Source organism: Pseudomonas entomophila, assembly GCF_023277925.1.
GTDB classification, from domain to species: Bacteria; Pseudomonadota; Gammaproteobacteria; order Pseudomonadales; family Pseudomonadaceae; genus Aquipseudomonas; species Aquipseudomonas entomophila_D.
Genome location: NZ_CP063832.1, coordinates 372876 through 395865, shown reverse-complemented (window position 1 = coordinate 395865; position 22990 = coordinate 372876). Strand labels below are relative to the sequence as shown.

19 protein-coding genes and 6 tRNA genes are annotated in these 22990 nt (G+C 63.1%); 4 read left to right on the top strand and 21 right to left on the bottom strand.

Annotated elements, in window-relative coordinates; genetic code table 11:
- Window positions 1-77: 77 nt before the first annotated feature.
- The 8 genes from IM733_RS01840 to leuC form a co-directional block, all read right to left on the bottom strand.
- On the bottom strand, window positions 78-1271 hold the full coding sequence (locus IM733_RS01840) for a D-amino acid dehydrogenase (RefSeq protein WP_248919284.1): 1194 nt from the start codon (window positions 1269-1271) through the stop codon (window positions 78-80).
- A 45-nt stretch (window positions 1272-1316) separates the two neighbouring features.
- Window positions 1317-1976, bottom strand: coding sequence for a histidine phosphatase family protein (locus tag IM733_RS01835; RefSeq protein WP_248919283.1), 660 nt, complete (start codon window positions 1974-1976; stop codon window positions 1317-1319).
- 212 nt (window positions 1977-2188) lie between these two features.
- Window positions 2189-2527, bottom strand: a complete 339-nt coding sequence (locus IM733_RS01830; protein WP_011532918.1) for an FKBP-type peptidyl-prolyl cis-trans isomerase — start codon at window positions 2525-2527, stop codon at window positions 2189-2191.
- 83 nt (window positions 2528-2610) lie between these two features.
- Window positions 2611-3024 carry a GFA family protein gene (locus tag IM733_RS01825; protein WP_248919282.1) on the bottom strand — a complete coding sequence of 138 codons (414 nt, stop codon included), beginning with the start codon at window positions 3022-3024 and terminating at the stop codon, window positions 2611-2613.
- A gap of 642 nt (window positions 3025-3666) precedes the next feature.
- Window positions 3667-4779: an aspartate-semialdehyde dehydrogenase gene (gene asd, locus IM733_RS01820; protein ID WP_248919281.1), complete on the bottom strand. Its 1113-nt coding sequence runs from the start codon at window positions 4777-4779 to the stop codon at window positions 3667-3669.
- Window positions 4780-4842: 63 nt separating this feature from the next.
- Window positions 4843-5925, bottom strand: coding sequence for a 3-isopropylmalate dehydrogenase (leuB, locus tag IM733_RS01815; protein ID WP_011532915.1), 1083 nt, complete (start codon window positions 5923-5925; stop codon window positions 4843-4845).
- Window positions 5926-6032: 107 nt separating this feature from the next.
- Entirely contained in the window at window positions 6033-6677 is a 645-nt protein-coding gene (leuD, locus tag IM733_RS01810; protein ID WP_138221324.1) for a 3-isopropylmalate dehydratase small subunit, read from the bottom strand.
- On the bottom strand, window positions 6674-8107 hold the full coding sequence (gene leuC / locus IM733_RS01805; protein WP_248919280.1) for a 3-isopropylmalate dehydratase large subunit: 1434 nt from the start codon (window positions 8105-8107) through the stop codon (window positions 6674-6676). The genes leuD and leuC overlap by 4 nt, the downstream gene beginning before the upstream one ends.
- 130 nt (window positions 8108-8237) lie before the next feature.
- Here leuC and IM733_RS01800 point away from each other — a divergent pair, with 130 nt between their 5' ends.
- Both IM733_RS01800 and IM733_RS01795 read left to right on the top strand, forming a co-directional pair.
- Window positions 8238-9116, top strand: a complete 879-nt coding sequence (locus IM733_RS01800; RefSeq protein WP_248919279.1) for a LysR family transcriptional regulator — start codon at window positions 8238-8240, stop codon at window positions 9114-9116.
- Between the two features lie 61 nt (window positions 9117-9177).
- The gene (locus IM733_RS01795; protein WP_248919278.1) at window positions 9178-12474 is read left to right on the top strand and encodes a PAS domain S-box protein; all 3297 of its coding nucleotides are present in this window, start codon (window positions 9178-9180) and stop codon (window positions 12472-12474) included.
- 362 nt (window positions 12475-12836) lie between these two features.
- On the opposite strand, the gene IM733_RS01790 is transcribed toward IM733_RS01795, so the two are convergent.
- The 13 genes from IM733_RS01790 to gltX form a co-directional block, all read right to left on the bottom strand.
- Complete coding sequence (locus IM733_RS01790) at window positions 12837-13940, bottom strand: IS110 family transposase (protein WP_248917269.1); 1104 nt, start codon at window positions 13938-13940, stop codon at window positions 12837-12839.
- Window positions 13941-14092: 152 nt separating this feature from the next.
- A complete protein-coding gene (locus IM733_RS01785) occupies window positions 14093-14539 on the bottom strand; it encodes an Hsp20 family protein (protein ID WP_248919277.1) in 447 nt (148 codons plus the stop codon).
- Window positions 14540-14678: 139 nt separating this feature from the next.
- Window positions 14679-15650, bottom strand: a complete 972-nt coding sequence (locus tag IM733_RS01780) for a tRNA dihydrouridine synthase (RefSeq protein ID WP_248919276.1) — start codon at window positions 15648-15650, stop codon at window positions 14679-14681.
- A 52-nt stretch (window positions 15651-15702) separates the two neighbouring features.
- A complete protein-coding gene (locus tag IM733_RS01775; RefSeq protein WP_248919275.1) occupies window positions 15703-16137 on the bottom strand; it encodes an acyl-CoA thioesterase in 435 nt (144 codons plus the stop codon).
- Window positions 16138-16184: 47 nt separating this feature from the next.
- Window positions 16185-17018 (bottom strand): alpha/beta fold hydrolase, encoded by an 834-nt coding sequence (locus IM733_RS01770; protein ID WP_248919274.1) that lies wholly within the window; start codon window positions 17016-17018, stop codon window positions 16185-16187.
- 27 nt (window positions 17019-17045) lie between these two features.
- Window positions 17046-17585, bottom strand: a complete 540-nt coding sequence (locus IM733_RS01765) for a TetR/AcrR family transcriptional regulator (protein ID WP_248919273.1) — start codon at window positions 17583-17585, stop codon at window positions 17046-17048.
- Window positions 17586-17754: 169 nt separating this feature from the next.
- Window positions 17755-17830, bottom strand: a tRNA-Glu gene (locus IM733_RS01760).
- A gap of 42 nt (window positions 17831-17872) precedes the next feature.
- A tRNA-Ala gene (locus IM733_RS01755) sits at window positions 17873-17948 on the bottom strand.
- Window positions 17949-18013: 65 nt separating this feature from the next.
- Window positions 18014-18089 (bottom strand) — tRNA-Glu (locus tag IM733_RS01750).
- Between the two features lie 42 nt (window positions 18090-18131).
- Window positions 18132-18207: transfer RNA gene (locus tag IM733_RS01745), tRNA-Ala, on the bottom strand.
- 49 nt (window positions 18208-18256) lie between these two features.
- Window positions 18257-18332 (bottom strand) — tRNA-Glu (locus IM733_RS01740).
- Between the two features lie 72 nt (window positions 18333-18404).
- A tRNA-Ala gene (locus IM733_RS01735) sits at window positions 18405-18480 on the bottom strand.
- 234 nt (window positions 18481-18714) lie between these two features.
- Window positions 18715-20196, bottom strand: a complete 1482-nt coding sequence (gene gltX / locus IM733_RS01730; protein ID WP_248919272.1) for a glutamate--tRNA ligase — start codon at window positions 20194-20196, stop codon at window positions 18715-18717.
- A gap of 143 nt (window positions 20197-20339) precedes the next feature.
- Between gltX and IM733_RS01725 the strand changes: the two genes are divergently transcribed.
- Window positions 20340-21389, top strand: a complete 1050-nt coding sequence (locus IM733_RS01725; protein ID WP_248919271.1) for an HlyD family secretion protein — start codon at window positions 20340-20342, stop codon at window positions 21387-21389.
- 49 nt (window positions 21390-21438) lie between these two features.
- The gene (locus tag IM733_RS01720; protein WP_248921109.1) at window positions 21439-22929 is read left to right on the top strand and encodes an MDR family MFS transporter; all 1491 of its coding nucleotides are present in this window, start codon (window positions 21439-21441) and stop codon (window positions 22927-22929) included.
- Window positions 22930-22990 lie beyond the last annotated feature (61 nt).

Below are 22990 nucleotides of genomic sequence, written 5' to 3'. Positions count from 1 at the left end.
CAAAGCCGGCTCCTACAGGCTTGCGACAAGCGCCAAACTTGTAGGGGCCGGCTTTGCCGGCGAAGAGGCCGGTACAATCAACACAACATCCTGGCCAATCGCTCGCCACTGCCGCATGCCAGGGTGAACCCCAGCGCCCCATGCCCCAGGTTCACCCACAGGTTGCGGTACACCGTGGCACCGATGATTGGCACCCCGGTCGGCGTCGCCGGCCGCATCCCAGCCCATTCCACTGCCTGGCTGTAATCCGCGGCTCCCGGCAACGTCTCGCCCGCCAGCCGGCGCATGCTGCGCAGCCGGCCAGCATCCACCGATTCGTCGTAGCCGACGATGTCCACCATCGCCGCCACCCGCAGTTTCTGGTCAAGCCGTGCATAGACGATCTTGCGTTCGTAGTCGGTGATGCTGACTTCCGGCGCCCGGTGCGCGGCAGTGATGGGGGCACTCAGGCTGTAGCCTTTCAGTGGGTAGACTGGCAGCGTCAGCCCGGGTAACCGCAGCCCCGGGCTGCGGTGACCGGCGCACAGCACCAGGCGTTCGACATCCAGTTGTTCCCCCCCAAGCGCCAGCCCGACCACCCTGTCATCACGCGTGATCACCCGAGAAACGTGGCTGCCCAACAAGATTCGGCACAGACCGGACGCCCGCAGACGCTCGGCCAGACGCTGGCAGAACAAGTGGCAATCAGCGACTTCCTCGTCGGGCGTGAACACCCCACCGATAAAAGGCACATCGGCCAACGCCGGGTCCAGCTTGCGCAGATCGACAGCGGCCAGTACCTGCTGGCTCTGCGGGTCAAGCAAATGACCACGTCCGTGGGCGAAGGCCTTTGGTGTACGAAAGGCAACCAGCTTGCCGTTGCGCCGCCAGGCAAAGCCCTCCAGGCCATCGTCTTCGCGCCAACGCGCCAGGGCTGCCTGGCTTTCCAGGGCCAGGTTCAGCAGATGGCCCGCATTGCGCTGGTTTGTGGTACGTCGGCACGCGAGTACAAAAGCCGCCAACCATCGCCACTGCGCAGGGTCCATGCGTAGCCGCAAGCGCAGCGGCGAATCACCCTGCAACAACCAGCCAAGCGCCTGCCAGGGCACGCCCGCATCGGCCAGCGGCGCCACGTAGCGATAGGACAACTGCCCGCCATTGGCGAAGCTGGTGGCACTGGCCAGGCTGTCGCGTGCCTCGATCAGGTCGACCGACAGCCCTTCGCGCACCAATGCGTAGGCTGTCGCCAGGCCGACCACCCCTCCACCGATCACTGTCACCCGCTGGCTCATCGCACATCCCTGTCCACGTCTGCAGACCGAGACAGTAGCAGCAGGTCAGGTCGGACAGCCATGGGCACCGTGGTCGAGCCCTTGGCGCACGTTGCGGCTGAGCAGGCTGGCCTTGCCGTCGCGCCAGGTCAGGGTGAGCACGTAGAGCGTGTCGAAATCGTCACCGCTCCAGTTTTCGGTGATCACCCGCTTCTCGCCGAGGGCCTTGCCGGCCACGGTATTGATGAGTTCGGGGAGGTAGCCATGGGACCAGGCGGTGTAGACCGTGGCGTTGCGGTACTTGTCGCGCAGCAGCTCTTCGGCGAGGTCGTCGGTGTCGTTGGCACCGTAGTCGATGTTCACCGGCAGGCCCAGGCGGATGGCGCTGGGGGTGATGGTCATGAGCGGGCGAATGTAGCTGTAGCTCTGGTCCTGGCTGCCTTCTTCGACCTGCCGCGAGGGGTTGGCGGCGAACACGTAGTCGGCCTTGCCGAAGCGCTCCGGCAGCAAGGTGGCCAAGTCCAGGGCGCGGTTAAGCCCCTGGCAGTTCAACTGCCCAAGCCCCTCGCCTGGTTTTTCGGCGTGGCGCAGGAACACCAGTGTCTGGGTGCCGTCCACCTGTTCGTGGCTTTCGACCACACCCAGTGCCAGCGGCACGGCTGCGGCAGCAAGCGCCAGACTCAAAAGCAGGTGGCGAGGACGGCGCAGGAGAGTTGGCAGCTTCATCAGGACAGGCTCTTGTGACAAGGAGGATCAGGATGCCCCGCCACATCGCCCTGCGGCCGAGGCCGCAGGGCTTCCCTGTCGTGAATGCCATCCGTGGCAGCGAGTGAGGGTCAGAGTGCCCTCAACCCGTTTGGTTCCTCCATGAGTGCACATGCCGTTCCATGGACAAAGCCCACGTTAGCGCACGCGTGTTGCCGATTTGTGGCAGGGGCTCAATCGTCGCGGGTCAGTACTTCGAGCAGTTCGATCTCGAAGGTCAGGTCTGAATTCGGTGGAATCTTGCCCATGGTCCGTTCGCCATAGCCCAGGTGCGCGGGCACCTGCAGCTTGCGCTTGCCACCGACGCGCATGCCCATCAGGCCCTGGTCCCAGCCCTTGATCACCCGGCCGGTGCCGATCACACACTGGAACGGCTTGCCGCGCGACCAGGACGAGTCGAACTCGCTGCCGTCGGCCAGCCAGCCGGTGTACTGGGTGGTGATCAGCGCGCCCTTGACCACGGTTTTGCCGTCGCCTTCGTGCAGGTCGGTGATGTGCAGTTCACTGGTCATGATCGGATTCTCCCTGGGGCATTCAAACAAAGGGCGCCGTTTTCTCAGGAATGCTGGGGTTTGGCAAGTGTGCCGGGTGTTTTCTATTGCGATGTGAACAGCTCGAACGCTTGCTGGCCCGTCAATTCCTGGGTCTCGTTCTTGAAGCAGTACCAGGCGGGTTTTTCGTCGATGAAGATCTGCATGTTGAAGTCCCAGGCCTCGTCGTCGTCCAGCAGGCCGATGGGCAGGATGTAGATATCGCTCTGTTTCACGCGATAGAACAGGTGGGTGCCGCAGTGGCCGCAAAAGCCACGCTGGGCCCAGGGGGACGAATCGTAGACACTGGGCTCGGGGCCTTCGATCTGCGGGGGCTGGGTGCAATGCACGGCCAGCAGCGGGCCGCCGGTCCACTTGCGGCACATGCTGCAGTGGCAGGCGCTGATCTGGTTGTTGTCGACGATGGCCTTGAGGTGGGTTTTGCCGCAAAGGCAGGAGCCTTTTTTTTCCAGGGACATTTGGGGCGTTCCATGCTGGGGTAGGGATTGGGAGTATAGGCTTCGGCTTCGGCTTCGGCTTCGGCTTCGGTTTTCAGAGTGTGGGTAACACTGTGATGGATGGGTTGTTTGTTCCGATGATTCGCCGGCAAAGCCGGCTCTTACAATGGAGTGTGCACCGTCCTGTAGGAGCCGGCTGTGCCGGCGAATACGCACTCAAGGCCAAGAACAGTCAACTAGCGACAGCTGCGCCTGCCCAGGCGCCGCCCGTAACTTCGCGACTTCAGGAGGCTGAGCGCAGGCGTCTGGAGGGCCAGGTGCGCAGCACCCTTCGGCGTTAGCCGAAGGCGCGAGATGTAGACTTGCGCAGCAAGTCGTAGGCCGCGCGGGCCCGGAAGGCGCCGGAGCGAAGGGACCCCGGAGCGCAGCGTAGGGGCCGTATGATGGAGCGAGCGGCTTTGGTTACTTTGGCCAAGACCAAAGTAACCCGCCGTAAGGGCGGAAAGGTGATTCAGCGTCTACATAGCAAACGGATATGCCCACATACCCCAGAACCAACTAACCAACTAGCTAACCAGAGCATCCCCCAATTACCCACCCATAAAAAAACCCGCACCACTCAAGGCACGGGCTTCTCGAATCAAGCATCAAATCAACGCCGAATCACCGCTCCAGCAGAATCCGCAGCATCCGACGAAGCGGCTCGGCCGCCCCCCACAGCAGTTGGTCGCCCACCGTAAAGGCCCCAAGATACTGCGACCCCATGTTCAGCTTGCGCAGCCGCCCGACAGGAACATTCAGCGTCCCGGTCACATTGGTCGGGCTCAGCTCCTGCATGCTGATCTCACGCTGGTTCGGGACCAGCTTCACCCAAGGGTTATGCTGGCTGATCAGCCCTTCGATATCGGCCATTGGTACATCTTTGTTCAACTTGATGGTCAGCGCCTGGCTGTGGCAACGCATGGCGCCGATGCGCACGCAGATACCGTCGACCGGAATCGGGCTCTTGAAGCGCCCGAGGATCTTGTTGGTCTCGGCCTGGGCCTTCCACTCTTCGCGGCTCTGCCCGTTCGGCAGCTCCTTGTCGATCCACGGGATCAGGCTACCGGCCAGCGGTACGCCGAAGTTTTCGGTCGGGAAGCCCTCGCCACGCATGGCTTCGGCCACCTTGCGGTCGATGTCGAGAATGGCACTGGCCGGGTTGGCCAGGTCGTCGGCGACCGACTCGTGGATACCGCCCATCTGCTTGATCAGCTCGCGCATGTTCTGCGCGCCGGCACCCGAAGCCGCCTGGTAGGTCATGGCGCTCATCCACTCGACCAGGCCGGCTTCGAACAAGCCGCCCAGGCCCATCAGCATCAGGCTGACGGTGCAGTTGCCGCCAATGTAGTTCTTGGTGCCGGCATCCAGCTGCTGGTCGATGACCTTGCGGTTGACCGGGTCGAGGATGATCACCGCGTCATCCTGCATGCGCAGCGAAGAGGCGGCGTCGATCCAGTAACCCTGCCAGCCCGCTTCACGCAGCTTGGGGAAGACTTCGTTGGTGTAGTCGCCGCCCTGGCAGGTCAGGATCACGTCGAGGGTCTTGAGCTCTTCAATGCTGTAGGCATCCTTCAGCGGGGCAATATCCTTGCCCACGGCAGGGCCTTGACCACCGACATTGGAGGTGGTGAAGAACACCGGCTCGATCAGGTCGAAGTCCTGCTCTTCGAGCATCCGCTGCATGAGCACGGAACCGACCATTCCACGCCAACCGATCAGACCTACACGTTTCATCGCAACTACACCTTTGCTAAAAGTGGGCCGCCACCGGGAATTTTTGGTGGCGGGCCAGAGAGATTACAGATTCCGCAGCGCTGCGACTACTGCGTCGCCCATTTCCTGCGTACCGACCTTGGTGCAACCGGCCGACCAGATGTCACCGGTGCGCAGGCCCTGGTCCAGCACCAGGCTGACTGCCTGCTCGATGGCTTCGGCGGCGGCCGACTGGTTGAAGCTGTAACGCAGCATCATCGACACCGAGAGGATGGTCGCCAGTGGGTTGGCGATGCCCTGCCCGGCGATGTCCGGCGCCGAACCGTGGCAGGGCTCGTACATGCCCTTGTTATCGGCGTCCAGCGACGCCGACGGCAGCATGCCGATGGAACCGGTGAGCATGGAAGCCTCATCCGACAGGATGTCGCCGAACATGTTGTCGGTCACCACCACATCGAACTGCTTGGGCGCGCGCACCAGCTGCATGGCAGCATTGTCGACGTACATGTGGCTCAGCTCGACGTCCGGATAGTCCTTGGCCACCTCTTCCACCACTTCGCGCCACAACTGACTGGAAGCCAGGACGTTGGCCTTGTCCACCGAGCACAGTTTCTTGCCGCGCACGCGGGCCATGTCGAAACCGACGCGGGCGATACGGCGTACTTCGCTTTCGCTGTACGGCAGGGTGTCGTAGGCCTGGCGCTCGCCGCCTTCCAACTCGCGCTGGCCGCGCGGTGCGCCGAAGTAGATGCCGCCGGTGAGCTCGCGGACGATGAGGATGTCCAGGCCGGAGACGATCTCGGGCTTGAGCGACGAGGCATCGGCCAGTTGCGGGTAGAGGATCGCCGGGCGCAGGTTGGCGAACAGGCCCAGTTGCGAGCGGATCTTCAGCAGGCCGCGCTCCGGGCGGATGTCACGCTCGATCTTGTCCCACTTCGGGCCGCCCACGGCGCCCAGCAGCACGGCATCGGCCTGGCGCGCACGCTCGAGGGTCTCGTCGGCCAGTGGCACGCCATGCTTGTCGATGGCCGCACCACCGATCACGTCGTGGGCGAGGCTGAAGCCGAGCTGGAACTTGTCGTTGGCCAGCTCCAGCACCTTGACCGCCTCGGCCATGATTTCCGGACCGATGCCATCACCTGGGAGAATCAGAATCTGCTTGCTCATGCTTTCCTCGTATCCAATCAAGCGGCGCGCCTTGTCGGTGCGCCGAAAAATCCGGCCCGGCATCGTAGCTCACATTCGCGAGGCGATGCTGGGCAAACCGCAATCGCTCAAGCGTCGCGGAACAACCAGGGCTGGCTGGCGCGGTGCTTGCCCTCGAACGCCTTGATCGCGTCGCTGTCCTGCAGCGTGAGGCCAATATCGTCCAGGCCGTTGAGCAGGCAATGCTTGCGGAATGCGTCGATCTCGAATTTCAGCACCTTGCCGTCCGGGCGGGTCACCGCCTGGGCTTCGAGGTCGATGGTCAGTTGGTAGCCCGGGTTGGCCTCGACCTGCTTGAACAATTCGTCGACTTCGGCAGCGTCGAGAATGATCGGCAACAAGCCGTTCTTGAAGCTGTTGTTGAAGAAGATATCGGCGAAGCTGGGGGCGATCACGCTGCGGAAACCATACTCATCGAGCGCCCAGGGGGCGTGCTCGCGGCTCGAACCACAGCCGAAGTTCTCACGGGCCAGCAACACGCTGGCACCCTGGTAACGCGCATGGTTGAGCACGAACTCCTCGTTCAACGGGCGCTTGCTGTTGTCCTGGTAAGGCTGGCCGACGTCAAGATAGCGCCACTCGTCGAACAGGTTCGGGCCGAAGCCGGTGCGCTTGATCGACTTCAGGAACTGCTTGGGGATGATCTGGTCGGTGTCGACGTTGGCACGATCCAATGGCGCGACCAAGCCGATGTGCTGGGTGAAGGCTTTCATGCTGCGCTCCCTTGGATCAACTCGCGGACATCAATGAAATGGCCGGTCACCGCGGCAGCGGCGGCCATGGCCGGGCTGACCAGGTGGGTGCGGCCACCGGCGCCCTGGCGGCCCTCGAAGTTACGGTTGGAGGTGGACGCGCAGTGCTCGCCGCTCTCCAGGCGGTCCGGGTTCATCGCCAGGCACATCGAGCAGCCCGGCTCACGCCATTCGAAACCGGCCTCGATGAAAATCTTGTCCAACCCTTCGCGCTCGGCCTGAGCCTTGACCAAGCCCGAGCCCGGCACCACCAGCGCCTGCTTGACATTGGCGGCGACCTTGCGGCCCTTGGCAATCTCGGCGGCGGCGCGCAGGTCTTCGATGCGCGAGTTGGTGCACGAGCCGATGAACACGCGGTCGAGCTTGATGTCGGTGATCGCCTGGTTGGCGGCCAACCCCATGTACTTGAGCGCGCGCTCGATCGAGCCACGCTTGATCAGGTCAGGCTCGGCGGCCGGGTCCGGCACGTGCTGGTCGACGGCCAGGACCATCTCCGGCGAAGTGCCCCAGCTGACCTGCGGCTTGATCTGCGCGGCGTCCAGCTCGACCACGGTGTCGAACACCGCATCCGCATCGGACACCAGGCCCTTCCAGCTGGCGACGGCTTGCTTCCACTGCTCGCCCTTGGGCGCGTAGGGGCGGCCTTCGACGTAGTTCACGGTGGTGTCATCGACCGCCACCAGGCCCACTCGGGCGCCAGCTTCGATGGACATGTTGCAGATGGTCATGCGGCCTTCCATCGACAATGCGCGGATGGCGCTGCCGGCAAACTCCATGGCATGGCCATTGCCACCCGCTGTGCCGATCTTGCCGATCACGGCAAGCACGATATCCTTGGCGGTGACGCCGGCCGGCAGCTCACCCTCGACACGCACCAGCATGTTCTTCATTTTCTTGGCCACCAGGCACTGGGTGGCGAGCACGTGCTCGACCTCGGAAGTGCCGATGCCATGAGCCAGGGCGCCGAAGGCACCATGGGTGGAAGTGTGCGAGTCACCGCAGACCACGGTCATGCCCGGCAAGGTAGCGCCTTGCTCGGGGCTGATGACGTGGACGATGCCTTGACGCTCGTCATTCATCTTGAATTCGACGATGCCATATTCGTCACAGTTCTCATCGAGGGTCTGCACCTGCAAGCGCGACACCTGGTCGACGATGGCCTCGATACCGCCCTTGCGCTCCGGCGTGGTCGGCACGTTGTGGTCAGGGGTGGCGATGTTGGCGTCGATGCGCCATGGCTTGCGGCTGGCCAGGCGCAGGCCTTCGAAGGCCTGGGGCGACGTCACTTCGTGGATGATGTGGCGATCGATGTAGATCAAGGACGAGCCGTCGTCGCGGCGCTTGACCTCATGGGCGTCCCAGAGTTTGTCGTAGAGCGTTTTGCCAGCCATCAGACTGTTCCTCATCAGCGTCTTTCTATGCCAAAGACCCCTTGGCTTGTACGGACGATCCTATGGCGATAGATTGAATAACTCAAATTCATATTTTTCATGCTTTGCATAACCATCAGGAATCCGAAAGATGGATCTCGCCAACCTCAGCGCTTTCATCGCCATCGCCGAAACCGGCAGCTTTTCCGGGGCCGGCGAACGCCTGCACCTGACCCAGCCGGCCATCAGCAAGCGCATCGCCGGGCTCGAACAGCAACTGGACGTGCGCCTGTTCGACCGCCTGGGCCGCGAGGTGACCCTGACCGAGGCTGGCCGGGCCCTGCTGCCTCGCGCCTACCAGATCCTCAATGTACTGGATGACACCCGCCGCGCCCTGACCAACCTGACCGGCGAGGTAACCGGTCGTCTCACCCTGGCCACCAGCCACCATATAGGCCTGCACCGTCTGCCCCCGCTGCTGCGCGCCTTCACCCGCCAGTACCCGTCGGTGGCGCTGGACATCCAGTTCCTCGATTCAGAAGCGGCCTATGATGAAATTCTCCATGGCCGCGCGGAAATCGCCGTGATCACCCTCGCTCCCGAGCCTCACCACCTGGTCCGCGCCGTCCCGGTCTGGGACGACGCCCTGGACTTCGTGGCCGCGCCGGAACACCCCCTAGCCAGCAATGGCCAGGTCGACCTGGCCGATGTCGCCCGCCACCCGGCGGTTTTTCCCGGTGGCAATACCTTCACCCACCACATTGTCCAGCGCCTGTTCGAAAGCCAGGGCCTGACACCGAACATCGCCATGAGCACCAACTACCTGGAAACCATCAAGATGATGGTTTCCATCGGCCTGGCGTGGAGTGTGCTACCACGTACTATGCTCGATGAGCAGGTCGCGCCCATCGCCCTGCCCGGCATACAGCTGTCACGCCAGCTAGGCTACATACTGCATACCGAACGCACGCTGTCGAACGCGGCCAGAGCCTTCATGGCCCTGCTCGACAGCCATGCCGGGTCCTCCTGACCGGTCGTCTGCACGGCGTTACATCCACAAGGACGCGTTTTTCGCCAAAGGTCTGGTACCGATGCCCAAATCAGCAAATCGCTTTCCGCGTCTGCCACGCATCCCCGCCGCCGATCCCCAGGAGTCGGAACAGGCCTGGCAGAACGCGCCGCAACTGCTGGCCGCCCTCAATGGCGCGCGCCTGGGCGCCTGGTTGTGGGACATCGACAGCGGCCGGGTCAGTTGGTCGCGGGGTACCCAGGCATTGTTCGGCTTCGACCCGCAGCGCCCTCTGCCCGCCGACATCGACTACCTCGACCTGCTGCCGGAAGAGGACCGCGCCCGCACTCGCCAGGCCTTCCAGGCGGTGGTCAATGGCGAACCGGTCGAGCAGGCCATGCGCCACCGCATCCGCTGGGCCGACGGCAGCGTGCACTGGCTGGAGATCAACGGTAGCCTGACCCATGACGCCAACGGCCACCCGCAGATGATCGGGGTGATTCGCGAGATCAGCCGGCAGCGGGAGCGGGAAACCGCGCTGATCAACTCGGAAAAGCGTTTCGCCACCCTCTTCCACCTCAGCCCCAACGCCATCCTGCTCACCCGCCGGCAGGACGGCATGATCTTCGAGGTCAACCAGCATTTCGAGCACATGTTCGGCTGGCCGGGTGCGCAAGTGGTGGGCAAGACCAGCCTGGAGCTGGGCCTGTGGGTCAACCCCGAGCAACGCTTCCAGGTGCTGGAGGCCACCCGCGCCGGCAGCGGGCCGCTGATCATGGAGGTGCAGTTCCGCGCCACCAGCGGCAAGGTCCACGACGGCATCCTGTGCACCCAGGGCATCGAACTGGAAGGCGTCACCTTCCTGATCAGCACCTTCGTCGACACCACCGAGCGCAAACGCGCCGAACAAGCACTCAAGGATAGCCAGGAGCGCCTCGACCTGGCCCTGGATTCGGCGCAGCTGGGTACCTGGGACTGGCACATCCCCAGCGGCATGCTCTATGGCTCGGCCCGCGCCGCGCAATTGCACGGGTTGGCCCCGGTGCCCTTCCACGAATCTTTCGACGCCTTCTTCGAGGGCGTGCCCGAAGACGAGCGCAATGTCATGCGCCAGGCCTACCGCAGCCTGCGCGAGGGCCCGGCCGGCAACTACCAGATCACTTACCAGGTGCAGCTGGAAAACGGCACCACACGCTTTATCGAAAGCCGCGCACGGCTGTACCGCGACGAGCAGGGCAACCCACTGCGCATGGCGGGCACCCTGCTCGACATCACCGACCAGGTGGAACGCGAACAGCGCCTGAGCGCCTCCGAAGAGAAATTCGCCAGCCTGTTCCAAGTCAGCCCCGACCCGATCTGCGTGACCCGCCAGGACACTGGCCAGTTCATCGAGATCAACCCGGCCTTCAGCCAGACCTTCGGCTGGCAAACCGATCAGGTCATCGGCCGCACCGCCGAAGAGCTCGGCCTATGGGCCGAGTCGTCGGAACGCGCCCAGCGCATCGAGCGAGTCATCCGTGACCAGGCCCTGAGCAACGTCGCGGTCGGGGTCAATCACCGCAATGGCACACCGCTGACCTGCGTGATTTCCAGTCGCCTGATCAGCGTCGACAACCAGCCCTGCAGCGTCACCACGCTGCGTGACATCACCCAGCAGCAACGCGCCGAAGCAGCACTGAAAGCCAGCGAAGAGAAGTTCGCCAAGGCCTTTCACTCCAGCCCCGACGCCATCATCATCACCGAGCGCCAGAGCGGCTGCTACCTGGAAGTCAACGACGGCTTCTGCCGCCTGACCGGCTACAGTGCCGCCGAGGTGGTGGGGCGCAGCGTCTACGACATCGGCATCTGGGCCGACGACAAGCAGCGCGCGGCCCTGCTCAACGAGTTGCGCGAGCGTGGCCGGGTGCATCATCGTGAAATGCTCGGGCGCAACAAGCGCGGCGACATCCTCACCGTCGAGGTGTCGGTGGAGCCGATCAGCCTCAACGAGACCGACTGCCTGCTGCTCACCGCCCGCGATGTCAGCCTGCTGAAGAACGCCCAGGCGCAGATCCGTCACCTGGCCTACCACGACCCGCTGACCAACCTGCCCAACCGGGCGCTACTGATGGACCGCCTGAGCCAGCAGATCGCCCTGCTCAAGCGCCACAACCTGCGCGGCGCCCTGCTGTTCCTCGACCTCGACCACTTCAAGCACATCAACGACTCGCTTGGCCACCCGGTGGGCGACACCGTGCTGAAGATCATCACCGCCCGCCTGGAGGCCAGCGTGCGCCTGGAAGACACCGTGGCGCGCCTGGGCGGCGACGAGTTCGTGGTACTGCTCAGTGGCCTGGAGGGCAGCCGCGAGCTGGTCGAAAGCAAGGTGCGCGAGCTGGCCGACACCCTGCGCGAGCTGCTGGCCGAACCCATGTCGCTGGACGGGCAGCGCCTGCAAGTGACGCCCAGTATCGGCGTGGCGCTGATCCCCGACCACGGCGCGACCCCCGCCGACCTGCTCAAGCGCGCCGATATCGCCCTGTATCGGGCCAAGGATTCCGGGCGCAACACCACCCAACTGTTCCACAGCACCATGCAGAAGGCCGCCAGCGAACGCCTGCGCATGGAGAACGACCTGCGCCTGGCCCTGGCCCGAGGCGAACTGGCCCTGCACTTCCAACCCCAGGTCGACGCCCGCGACAACCGCATCGTCGGCGCCGAAGTACTGCTGCGCTGGCATCACCCGCAGCTGGGTCAACAACCGCCGGCACAGTTCATCCAGGTGCTTGAGGAGAGCGGCCTGATCCTCGAAGTGGGCAGCTGGATCCTTGACGAAGCCTGCGACGCCTGCGCCCGCATGCTCGAAGACAACCTCATCGACGCCGACGACTTCAGCCTGTGCGTCAATATCAGCCCCCGGCAGTTTCGCCAGAACGACTTCGTCGAGCGGGTGTTGCGCAGCCTCGACGACTATCGCCTGCCGCGGCGCATGCTCACCCTGGAAATCACTGAAGGCATCGTCATCCAGAACCTCGAGGACACCATCAGCAAGATGCGCGAGCTCAAGCGCGTCGGCGTGAGTTTCGCCATGGATGACTTTGGTACCGGCTATTCCTCGCTTACCTACCTCAAGCGCCTGCCGGTGGATGCGCTGAAGATCGACCAGACGTTCGTGCGCGATGCGCCGGTCGACCCCAACGACGCCGAAATCGTCCGGGCCATCGTGGCCATGGCACGCAGCCTCGAACTGGCGGTGATCGCCGAGGGAGTAGAACTGACCGAACAGCTGGAGTTCCTGGAACGGCTGGGTTGCCACCTGTACCAGGGCTACTTGCACAGCCGACCGCTGCCGCTGACGGAGTTTCGCCAGATGCTGCTGGAGGCGCCGGCGGACTACTGAAATGCTTTCAGAAGCTCTGCACCACGCGCTGCAGGAGCGGCTTCAGCCGCGATCACCTGCGCAAGCGGGTGCCAGGGCCGCGGCGCCTGCATCGCGGCTGAAGCCGCTCCTATGTATGGACTCGCCTACATTGTCTACCTGCTTTTCGAACAAGGTTACCCGGTTGCATCTATGTATCAGGCCTATTCGAGGAAGCTTGGTGCTTCTGGCCAACATCGGGGTGAGCTCGCAGCATGCCCATTACATTTAGGCCTCTTGGGCCGGTAGGAGCGTAGGCATTAATCCGCGACGGTCTTACCTAGGGTCGATGTTCACTAGCAGGGGCTGGGGCGCTCGGCACCCCGGTGGCGTAACACCGTAAGTCAGTGGCTCATGGCGGGCTCCTGACGATCGTTCGGTTGGCGTTGGTAGACCTGCTCACCTTGTAGCAGCACCCAGATGATGCGCAGATTTCGATTAGCCAGTCTGATCGCCGCCTCCTTGCGACCAAGTCGAGTTAACCATCGCAAGAGGCGGCGATCGTCTGGCTGATCGGAATCAGGCTTCAAATGGCTAAGAACCGCGTGCGCACCCTGGATCATCATGCTGCGCAGGTAGCCGTCACCTCGCTTGCTCATCTTGCCTAGCCTGACCTTCTTTCCACTGCTGTGCTGGTCGGGCACCAGGCCAAAGTAAGCGGCAAACTGTCGAGCATTGGGGAAACGCGAGGGTTCAGGCTGCTTGGCCAGCATCGCTGTGGCGATGATCGGGCCGACACCGCGTATCGTCATCAGGCGGCATGCGACCTTGTCGGCCTGCGCCGCTGTTTCGAGCCGTCCTGTCAGGATGGCGATACGCTCACTCAGATAGCGCCATTCGGCGAGCAGTTCATCGAGCAATTCACGCAGCAGATCTGGCAATGGTTGAGTCGTATCTTCAAGAATGCGCGGTACACCGTGGCTGACGGCTAAATCGCCTTGCGCCAGGGCGACGCCCTGTTCCAGTAACAGGCCGCGGATCTGGTTGCCTAGCGCGGTGTGGCGCCTGACATAGCCTCTGCGGGCGCGGTGTAAGGCTTGAATCGCCAAAGCGGCAGTGCTCTTGATCGGCACCGCAGCAATGCTGGTATCCCGGCCTGCGCGCAAGATGGCATGGGCGTCGTTACGATCGTTCTTGGCACCACTGCGGTGCTCCGCCACTCGCTGCGCGGGCAGGATGCGGACTGGCGTTCCCTGCGCCTGTAGCAAACGCCCCCATGCTTGAGCGCCGGGGCCACTTTCCATCAGGACCGTCACGGTGGGTGGCAGCCTGGTCAGGAACGCATGAAAGGCTTCACGGGATTTGATTCGATCTTCGTAGATGACGCGCCCGGAACCGTCATCTCCGGCCACCTGAAAGACTTGCTTGGCCAGGTCGACTGACAGATGTTGGCAAAGCGTTACATCGTTGGAAGACAGGGAATTGCGCTTCGTCCTATGCTTGCTCATGGTCTCGCCCTCGCTGCCGTTGGCTTTTTAGAACGCCACCGTGGCACTGTGATGCCTCGGCGGGGGCGAGTCCATCCGATTACAGAGGACAGCAGGGTCGCGCAAATACAAAAAGGGCACCCGAAGGTGCCCTTGCTTTCATGCCGTCGAACTCAGTTCAGCGCTGGCTTGTCGCCATTGATCGGGATGCGCTTGGCCTTGGCCTCTTCCGGCACCACACGCAGCAGCTCGATGCTGAGCAAGCCGTTGGCCAGGCCCGCGCCCTTGACCTCGATATGGTCAGCCAACCGGAACGACAGCTTGAAGGCGCGCTGGGCGATGCCCTGGTGCAGGTAAGTGACCCCTGCCGCGCCGTTGTTTTCACGCTTGCCGCCGATCACGGTCAAAACGCCTTTCTCGACCTGCAGGTCGAGGTCTTGCTCCTGGAAGCCGGCTGCGGCAACCACGATACGATAGTGGTCTTCACCGTGCTTTTCCACGTTGTAGGGCGGGTAGCTGCTACCGGCCTCGTTACGGGCGGCGGCTTCGAACAGGTCGTTGAAACGGTCGAAACCCACGGAATTGCGGAAAAGCGGTGCGAGAGAGAAAGCGGTAGTCATGGTCATGAACTCCTGAGATTCAGCAAGTTAAGTCACTACGCGACCCGACTTCGGCATCGCGTACTCAAGAGATATGGCCGGGCCATGGGCTTTCAAGGGGCGGTAGAAAGATTTTTGCATGGCTCGCCATGCGAACCGTTCAGGCGACACACTCCTCAAGCACCGGCAACGCACCGTCGAACAATCGACTGATCCGCTGGCAATCCTCCTCGCGACGCAGTTCGGCGAACAGCACCACCGCCTCGGGGTAACTACGCGTCAACATGGCCAGCCACTGCTTCATCCGCCCAGGTGCATAACGCGGCGACAGCTTGTCCTGGGCCTGGCGCCAGAACTCGCGCAACAGCGGCAACAGATCGTTCCAGGCCATTGGCTGGTACTCCACGCCATCACGGGCCGCCGCAATCTGCAAGGCCAGGTCCGGCCGGGAAACCAACCCGCGCCCCAGCATGATGTCCGTGGCACCGCTGACCTCACGGCAGCGCCGCCAGTCATCCACGGTCCAGATCTCACCATTGGCGAACACGGGCACCTTGACTACGTCCTGCACCCGCGCCACCCACTCCCAGTGCGCCGGCGGCTTGTAGCCCTCGACCTTGGTCCGCGCATGCACCACAAGATGCTCGGCACCGCCCTCGGCCAACGCCCTGGCGCAGTCCAGGGCGCCATCCGGACTGTCGAAGCCCAGGCGCATCTTGGCGGTCACCGGAATGTGCGCCGGCACCTGCCGCCTTACTTCGCGCACGATGGCGTGCAGCAGTTCCGGCTCCTTGAGCAGCACCGCCCCACCCCTGGACTTGTTCACGGTCTTGGCCGGGCAGCCGAAGTTCAGGTCGATCACCGGCGCACCCAGTTCGCAGGCCCGCACAGCGTTCTCGGCCAGGCATACCGGGTCCGAACCGAGCAATTGCACACGCATTGGCACGCCTGCCGCCGTGCGCGCACCGCGACGCAGCTCCGGTGCGAGCTTGTCGAACGAAGATTCCGGCAACAGGCGGTCGCAGACGCGGATGAACTCGGTGACGCACCAGTCGATGCCCCCCACCCGGGTCAGGACGTCGCGCAGGATGTTGTCGACCAGCCCCTCCATCGGGGCCAGGGCAATTTGCATGGAAGTGTCTCGGGACGAAAAGGGCGGCAGTCTAGCAAAAAACCGCCACGTTTCAGTTGCCGATCAGCGCCGGGCCATATCCGTCGAGGAACTCCGCCGGCATGCGCCGGGGCTTGCCGCTGGACAGCTCGATGCAGGCGAAGGTGGTCTGCGCGCGCAACAGCGTGACGCCATCGCTCGGGCGCTTGAGCTGGAAACGGCGGGTCATGCGCAGGCGCTGGTCCCAATCGATGATCCAGGTGGCCAGTTGCAGCTCGTCGTCCTCATAGGCCGCGGCCAGGTAGTCGATCTCGTGGCGGACCACCGCCATGGCACGGTCCAGGCGCCGGTATTCGGCCAGGTCCAACCCCAGGCGCTGCGAATGGCGCCAGGCACAGCGCTCCAGCCAAGTGACGTAGACGGCATTGTTGGCGTGGCCGAGGCCGTCGATGTCCTCGTTGCTGACGCGCAGGTCGATGACGAATGGTGCTGCCAGATCCCAGCTCATGCCCGCTCCCACAGGGTATTGGTGAACGGGCAGAGTGTAACGGAAGCTCAGGCGCTTTGCCGCACGCGCTGGGTGGAGCGCGCCAGCAGTTCCAGCACCGCCTGGCCCAGGCGTGGGTCGGCCAGCACACGCAGGTGGCCGCCCTCCTCCAGCATCAGCAGGCGACTGTCGAACCAGGCCTTGTGGATGAGCGGTGCCTCGCTGGCCGCCACCAGGGTATCGTCCTGGGCATGTACCACCAGGCCCGGCAGGTCCAACTGGTAACCACTGACATCCAGGCGCGCCACCTGGATGCCGACATCCCGCTCTACCTGGCGAATGAACGCCGCACGCGCGCGCGCCGGCAAACCAAGATGCCGGGCAAATCCGCGCAGCACGCCCAGCAATTGGGCCGGCGCGGCGATGCTCACCGCCGCTTCGGTGCGCAAACCCCATTGCAAGGCCAACATCAGGCTGGCGCCGCCCATGGAATGGCCGACCACCGCGCGCAAGGGCGGCAGTTCGGCGGCAGCTTCGAGCAATGCGCGGGCAAACAACACCACATGGGCCTGGTTGCCCGGCGAGTGGCCGTGGCCCGGCCCCTCCAGTGAAACCACGGTATAACCGGCGTCGACCAGGGTCTCGATCAAGGCAGCGAACTGCGTCGGCCGCCCTTCCCAACCGTGCATCAACAGCACGGTCGGCCCCTGCCCCCAACGCAGCGCCGACAGCCCGAAGCGCAGAGTGATACGCTCGGCCCGCGCCAGCAACGGCAGTTCCCAAGGCTTGGGCGGCAGCGTGCGCGGGGTCATGAAGGCCCGGCGCATCTTGCCGGCGACATGCTCGGGGACCAGGTGGCCAAGGGTGCCGTTGACGCCACGAATCCAGCTCAGGGTACTCATCGCCTTGCTCCAGAGGGGATAGGTTGTTCAGATCACCGCCGACTTGGCGGCACGCAGGATACGGTCGGACAGCTCACTCGGCCCAAGTGCCCGGGCCACGGCCAGGCCACCCACCATCAGGGCGAAGTCGGCCAGGGCCTTGTCGATGTCCTCGGGGCGGTCGACCATTTGCGCGGTCATCAGCTCGATATGTTCAGCCAGCACCTCGCGAAACGCTGGCGGCAAGCGTTGCATTTCACCAATCGCGCTAGGGATCGGGCAGGCCTGCACCTCGGCGTCGCGATGCTTGCGTGACAGGTAGAAGGCAGCCGCCAGAACCCGGCGCTCGGTGCCATCCAGGCTTGGGTCGACCTTGGCCAGCAAGCCACGACGCTCGCCCAGCAATTGCCGGAATGCCTCGAGCATGAGCTCGTCCTTGCTGTCGAAGTGGGCGTAGAACCCCCCCACCGTCAAACCCGCGGCGCCCATCACCTGGCTGACACTCGGGTCGGCCGGACCGTACTGGATCAAGGCGCTGCGAGCGGCTTCGAGAATCCGCTCGCGGGTCTTGCTCTTCTTGTCGCTCATGGCTCACCTCAAATATTATGATCGACATATTATGCTTATAATATTTTATCGCAAGCACTATTTGCACTCGCTGAGAGGGGCTCGAAAAATGTTTTTAGGGCAGAAAAAACAAAAGGCCCATTCAATAATCGAATGAGCCTTATAAGTCCCGCAAAACGCGGGTAAAAATTGGCGTCCCCTAGGGGACTCGAACCCCTGTTACCGCCGTGAAAGGGCGGTGTCCTAGGCCACTAGACGAAGGGGACTTGACCTTCGTGCCGGTTCGCTTTCGCGAACCGTGGCGGAATTGGTGGAGCTAAGCGGGATCGAACCGCTGACCTCCTGCATGCCATGCAGGCGCTCTCCCAGCTGAGCTATAGCCCCGAGTAAAACAAAAGGCTCAACATCTGGTGATGAGCCTTTCAACTCCCGCAAAACGCGGGTAAAAGTGGCGTCCCCTAGGGGACTCGAACCCCTGTTACCGCCGTGAAAGGGCGGTGTCCTAGGCCACTAGACGAAGGGGACGTAACCTTCGTGCCGATCCGTTTTCACGAACCGCGGCAAAATTGGTGGAGCTAAGCGGGATCGAACCGCTGACCTCCTGCATGCCATGCAGGCGCTCTCCCAGCTGAGCTATAGCCCCGGATTTCTAGCCTCTCGGCCCAGCGACTAAAACATCGCTTGTGCAAAACTGGCGTCCCCTAGGGGACTCGAACCCCTGTTACCGCCGTGAAAGGGCGGTGTCCTAGGCCACTAGACGAAGGGGACGAACCTTCTTACCTTCAAGACCCGCTTGCTGGAACCGGCCTTGCCTGACAGCCGTGGCTATCAGTCGGAATTTGGTGGAGCTAAGCGGGATCGAACCGCTGACCTCCTGCATGCCATGCAGGCGCTCTCCCAGCTGAGCTATAGCCCCACAATGTCGCTTTGAACCGAAGCGCTGGCTGGGTGCCTGACGTTTCGTTTTCGTTCATCGCTGTGGACGGGGCGCATATTAAGATCGGATTGCAGGGCTGTCAAACGAATTTTTGAAAATATTCAAAATTTTTTTCACAGATAACAATCACTTACCGCCCTGCCCTACTACTTCAGCCTTACTCGGACCTGTGGGAGCGGGCTCGCCCGCTCCCACAAGCAGGAAATGCCGCTATCAGGCGATGTTCGCCAGCAGCTTCTCCCACTCCTTGTTTTCCTTCTTCGACACACCACCGAGCAGGTCGATGGCCTGGCGCAGGCGGTAGCGGGTCAGGTCCGGGCCGAGAATTTCCATGGCGTCGAGCACCGACACCGAGCTGGCCTGGCCAGTAATCGCGGCGAACATCAGCGGCATGGCATCACGCAGCTTCAGCTCCAGCGACTCGACCACGGCCTGGATGCAGCCAGTGATGCGGTCCTTTTCCCACTGGCGCAGGCTTTCCAGCTTCCACAGGATCAGTTGCATCACCTGGCGTACCTGGTCGGCCGACAGCTTCTTGCTCTCGAACAGTTTTGCATCGAGCTTGAGCGCGCCTTCGAAGAAGAAGCCACCCAGCGGGGCGATCTGGCTGAAGGTCTCGACCCGGCCCTGCACATGCGGGGCGATCTTCATCATGTAGTCGCTGTTGAAGGCCCACTTCTGTACGCGCGCGGCAAATTCCTCGACTGGCAGCTCGCGCAGCCACTGGCCGTTCAGCCAAGAGAGCTTCTCGATGTCGAAGATCGGGCCGCCCAGGGAGATACGCGACAGGTCGAAGTGCTCGACCATTTCCGCCAACGAGAATTTCTCGCGCTCGTCCGGCATCGACCACCCCATGCGCCCCAGGTAGTTGAGCATGGCTTCAGGCATGAAACCCATGCGCTCGTAGAAAGTCACCGAGGTCGGGTTCTTGCGCTTCGACAACTTGCTCTTGTCGGGGTTGCGCAGCAGCGGCATATAGCACAGCTTGGGCTGCTCCCAACCGAAGTACTCATACAGTTTGATCAGTTTGGGGGCGGATGGCAGCCACTCTTCGCCACGCAGCACGTGGGTGATGCCCATCAGATGGTCGTCGACCACGTTGGCCAGGAAGTACGTCGGCAGGCCGTCGTTCTTCATCAGCACCTGCATGTCCATGCGGTCCCACGGGATCTCGACATCGCCACGGAGCATGTCCGGCACCACGCAGATGCCTTCGCTCGGTACTTTCATGCGGATCACGTGCGGCTCGCCTGCAGCCAGGCGTCGCTGCACTTCCTCGTCGCTCAGCAGCAGGGCACGGCCGTCATAGCGGGGGGTTTCGCCACGAGCCATCTGCTCGGCGCGCATCTGCTCCAGCTCTTCGGCAGTGCAGAAGCAGTAGAAAGCGTGGCCGGCGTCGACCAGCTCCTTGGCGTACCTGGCGTAGATCTCGCCACGCTCGCTCTGCCGGTACGGGCCATGCGGGCCGCCGACATCAGGGCCTTCGTTCCACTCGATGCCGAGCCAACGCAGGGCGTCGAAGATCTGCTGCTCCGACTCGCGGGTGGAGCGCAACTGGTCGGTGTCTTCGATCCGCAGGATGAATTCGCCGCCATGCTGCTTGGCGAAGCAGTAGTTGAACAGGGCGATGTAGGCGGTGCCGACATGGGGGTCGCCAGTGGGCGATGGCGCGATACGCGTGCGAACGGTGGTCATTGGGAGTCTCGAACGAAGATTGAAACAAAGGCTGGATGTTAGCAGGGAGCGGGCACCGGGCTCCAGCAATGGCGCTATCGTCACTTGTGACGGTGCCGGCTGCCGCTGTTAAATTTGCTTACATTTATGGAACCTTGGCTCCCATGCCCACCCAACTCAAACGTCGCCTGCTGATCTTCATCACCCTGGTGCTGCTCATCGGCCTTGGCTTCCTCGCCCACTGGTATTTCAAGGGGCGCTTCTACGAAAGCACCGACAACGCCTATGTGCAGGGCGAGATCACGCGCATTTCCAGCCAACTGGGGGCACGTATCGATGAGGTGCGGGTGGATGACAACCAGCACGTCAGCAAGGGTGACCTGCTGGTGCGCCTGGAAACCGCCGATTTCGAACTGGCTATCGAGCGCGCCCGTGCCGCCCTGGCCACCCGCGAGGCCGAACGGGTGCAGGCACAGAGCCGCCTGACCCAGCAAGGCAGCCTGATCGCCGCCGGCCAGGCCCAGGTCGCCGCCAGCCAGGCTACCCTCGACCGCTCGCAGCTCGACCTCAACCGCGCCCAGGCCCTGCGCAAGCCCGGCTTCATCTCGGAAGAGCGGGTCACCACCCTCTCGGCAGACAGCCATGTCGCCCGTTCCCAGGTCGACAAGGCCCAGGCCGACCTCAAGGGCCAGCGCCAGCAAATCGATGCCCTGACCGCTGAGCTCAAGCGCCTGGACGCACAGATCGCCAACGCCCGCGCCGACCTGGCCCAGGCCGAACTGAACCTGACCCGCTGCGAGATCCACGCGCCGATCAGCGGCACCATCGGCCAGCGCAGTGCGCGCAATGGCCAGGTGGTGCAGGCCGGCGCCTACCTGTTGTCGATCGTCCCCGACGAGGCCATCTGGGTACAGGCCAACTTCAAGGAAACGCAGATCGGCAGGATGCACCCCGGCCAGCGCGCCGAGCTGGTGTTCGACAGCTACCCCGACACACCGATCGAAGGCCGCGTGAACAGCCTGTTCGCCGCCTCCGGCGCACAGTTCAGCCTGCTGCCCCCGGACAACGCCACGGGCAACTTCACCAAGGTAGTGCAGCGAATCCCCGTCAAGCTGACTTTCGCCGCCGATAACCCGCTGCACGGTCGAATCCGCCCGGGCATGTCGGTCACTGCCACGGTCGACCTGCGCGATAGGGATGCGGATGACCGGTGACCAGCTCCTGCGGCCCACTGGCGAGCCGACCCGGCGCGACTGGATCGCGGTGATGAGCGTGATGCTCGGCGCCTTCATGGCAGTGCTGGATATCCAGATCACCAACTCTTCGCTCAAGGACATCCAGGGCGCGCTGTCGGCGACCCTGGAGGAAGGCTCGTGGATCTCCACCTCCTACCTGGTGGCGGAGATCATCATGATCCCGCTGACCGCCTGGCTGGTGCAGCTGCTTTCGGCCCGACGCCTGGCGGTATGGGTTTCGCTGGGCTTCCTGCTGTCATCGCTGCTGTGTTCGATGGCTTGGAACCTGGAGAGCATGATCGTGTTCCGCGCCCTGCAGGGGTTCACCGGTGGCGCGCTGATTCCTCTGGCCTTCACCCTGACCTTGATCAAGCTGCCCGAACACCATCGCGCCAAGGGCATGGCCATGTTCGCCATGACGGCCACCTTCGCGCCCTCCATCGGCCCGACCCTGGGCGGCTGGCTGACCGAGAACTGGGGCTGGGAGTACATTTTCTACATCAACATCCCGCCGGGTCTGGTGATGATCGCCGGCCTGCTCTACGGGCTGGAAAAGAAAGAAGCCCACTGGGAGTTGCTGAAAAGCACCGATTACGCCGGCATCGTCAGCCTGGGTGTAGGCCTGGGTTGCCTCCAGGTTTTTCTGGAGGAAGGTCACCGCAAGGACTGGCTGGAGTCGAACCTGATCGTGGGCCTGGGCACCGTCGCCCTGCTCAGCCTGGTCCTGTTCGTGATCCTGCAGTTCTCCCGCCCTCACCCGCTGATCAACTTACGCATCCTCGGTAACCGAAACTTCGGCCTGTCAAGCATCGCCAGCCTGGGCATGGGGGTCGGACTGTACGGCTCGATCTATCTGCTGCCGTTGTACCTGGCGCAGATCCAGGGCTACAACGCCCTGCAGATCGGCGAGGTGATCATGTGGATGGGTGTGCCGCAGCTGTTCCTGATCCCCCTGGTACCGCTGCTGATGAAGGTGATCCCGCCCAAAGTACTGTGCGCCCTGGGCTTCTGCCTGTTCGGCCTGGCCAGTTTCAGTTCGGGGGTGCTCAACCCGGATTTCGCCGGGCCGCAGTTCAACCAGATCCAGGTGATCCGTGCCATCGGTCAGCCCATGATCATGGTGACCATCTCGCTGATCGCCACGGCCTTCATACAACCGCAAGACGCAGGGTCGGCATCGAGCCTGTTCAACATCCTGCGCAACCTCGGTGGCGCCATTGGCATCGCGCTGTTGGCGACGTTGCTGGATGCGCGGACCAAGGTGTACTTCGACTACCTGCGCGAAGCGGTGGTGCCGAGTAATCCGCAGGTAGCGGAGCGGTTGGTGCAGTTGGGCGAACGGTTGGGAAATGACACGGCGGCGCTGGGCAAGCTGAGCGAGATCACTCATCAGCAAGCACTGATCATGGCGTACAACGATGCCTTTCATTTTGTCGGGATCGGCTTGGCGGTAAGCATGTTGGCGATGTTGCTAACCAGGAAGTTGCCGCAGGGGCTGAAGGCAGGGGAAGCGCACTGACTTGTAATCTGCCTGGGTGATTCGCTGTAGGTGCGGCTTTAGCTGCGATGCAGGCAACGCG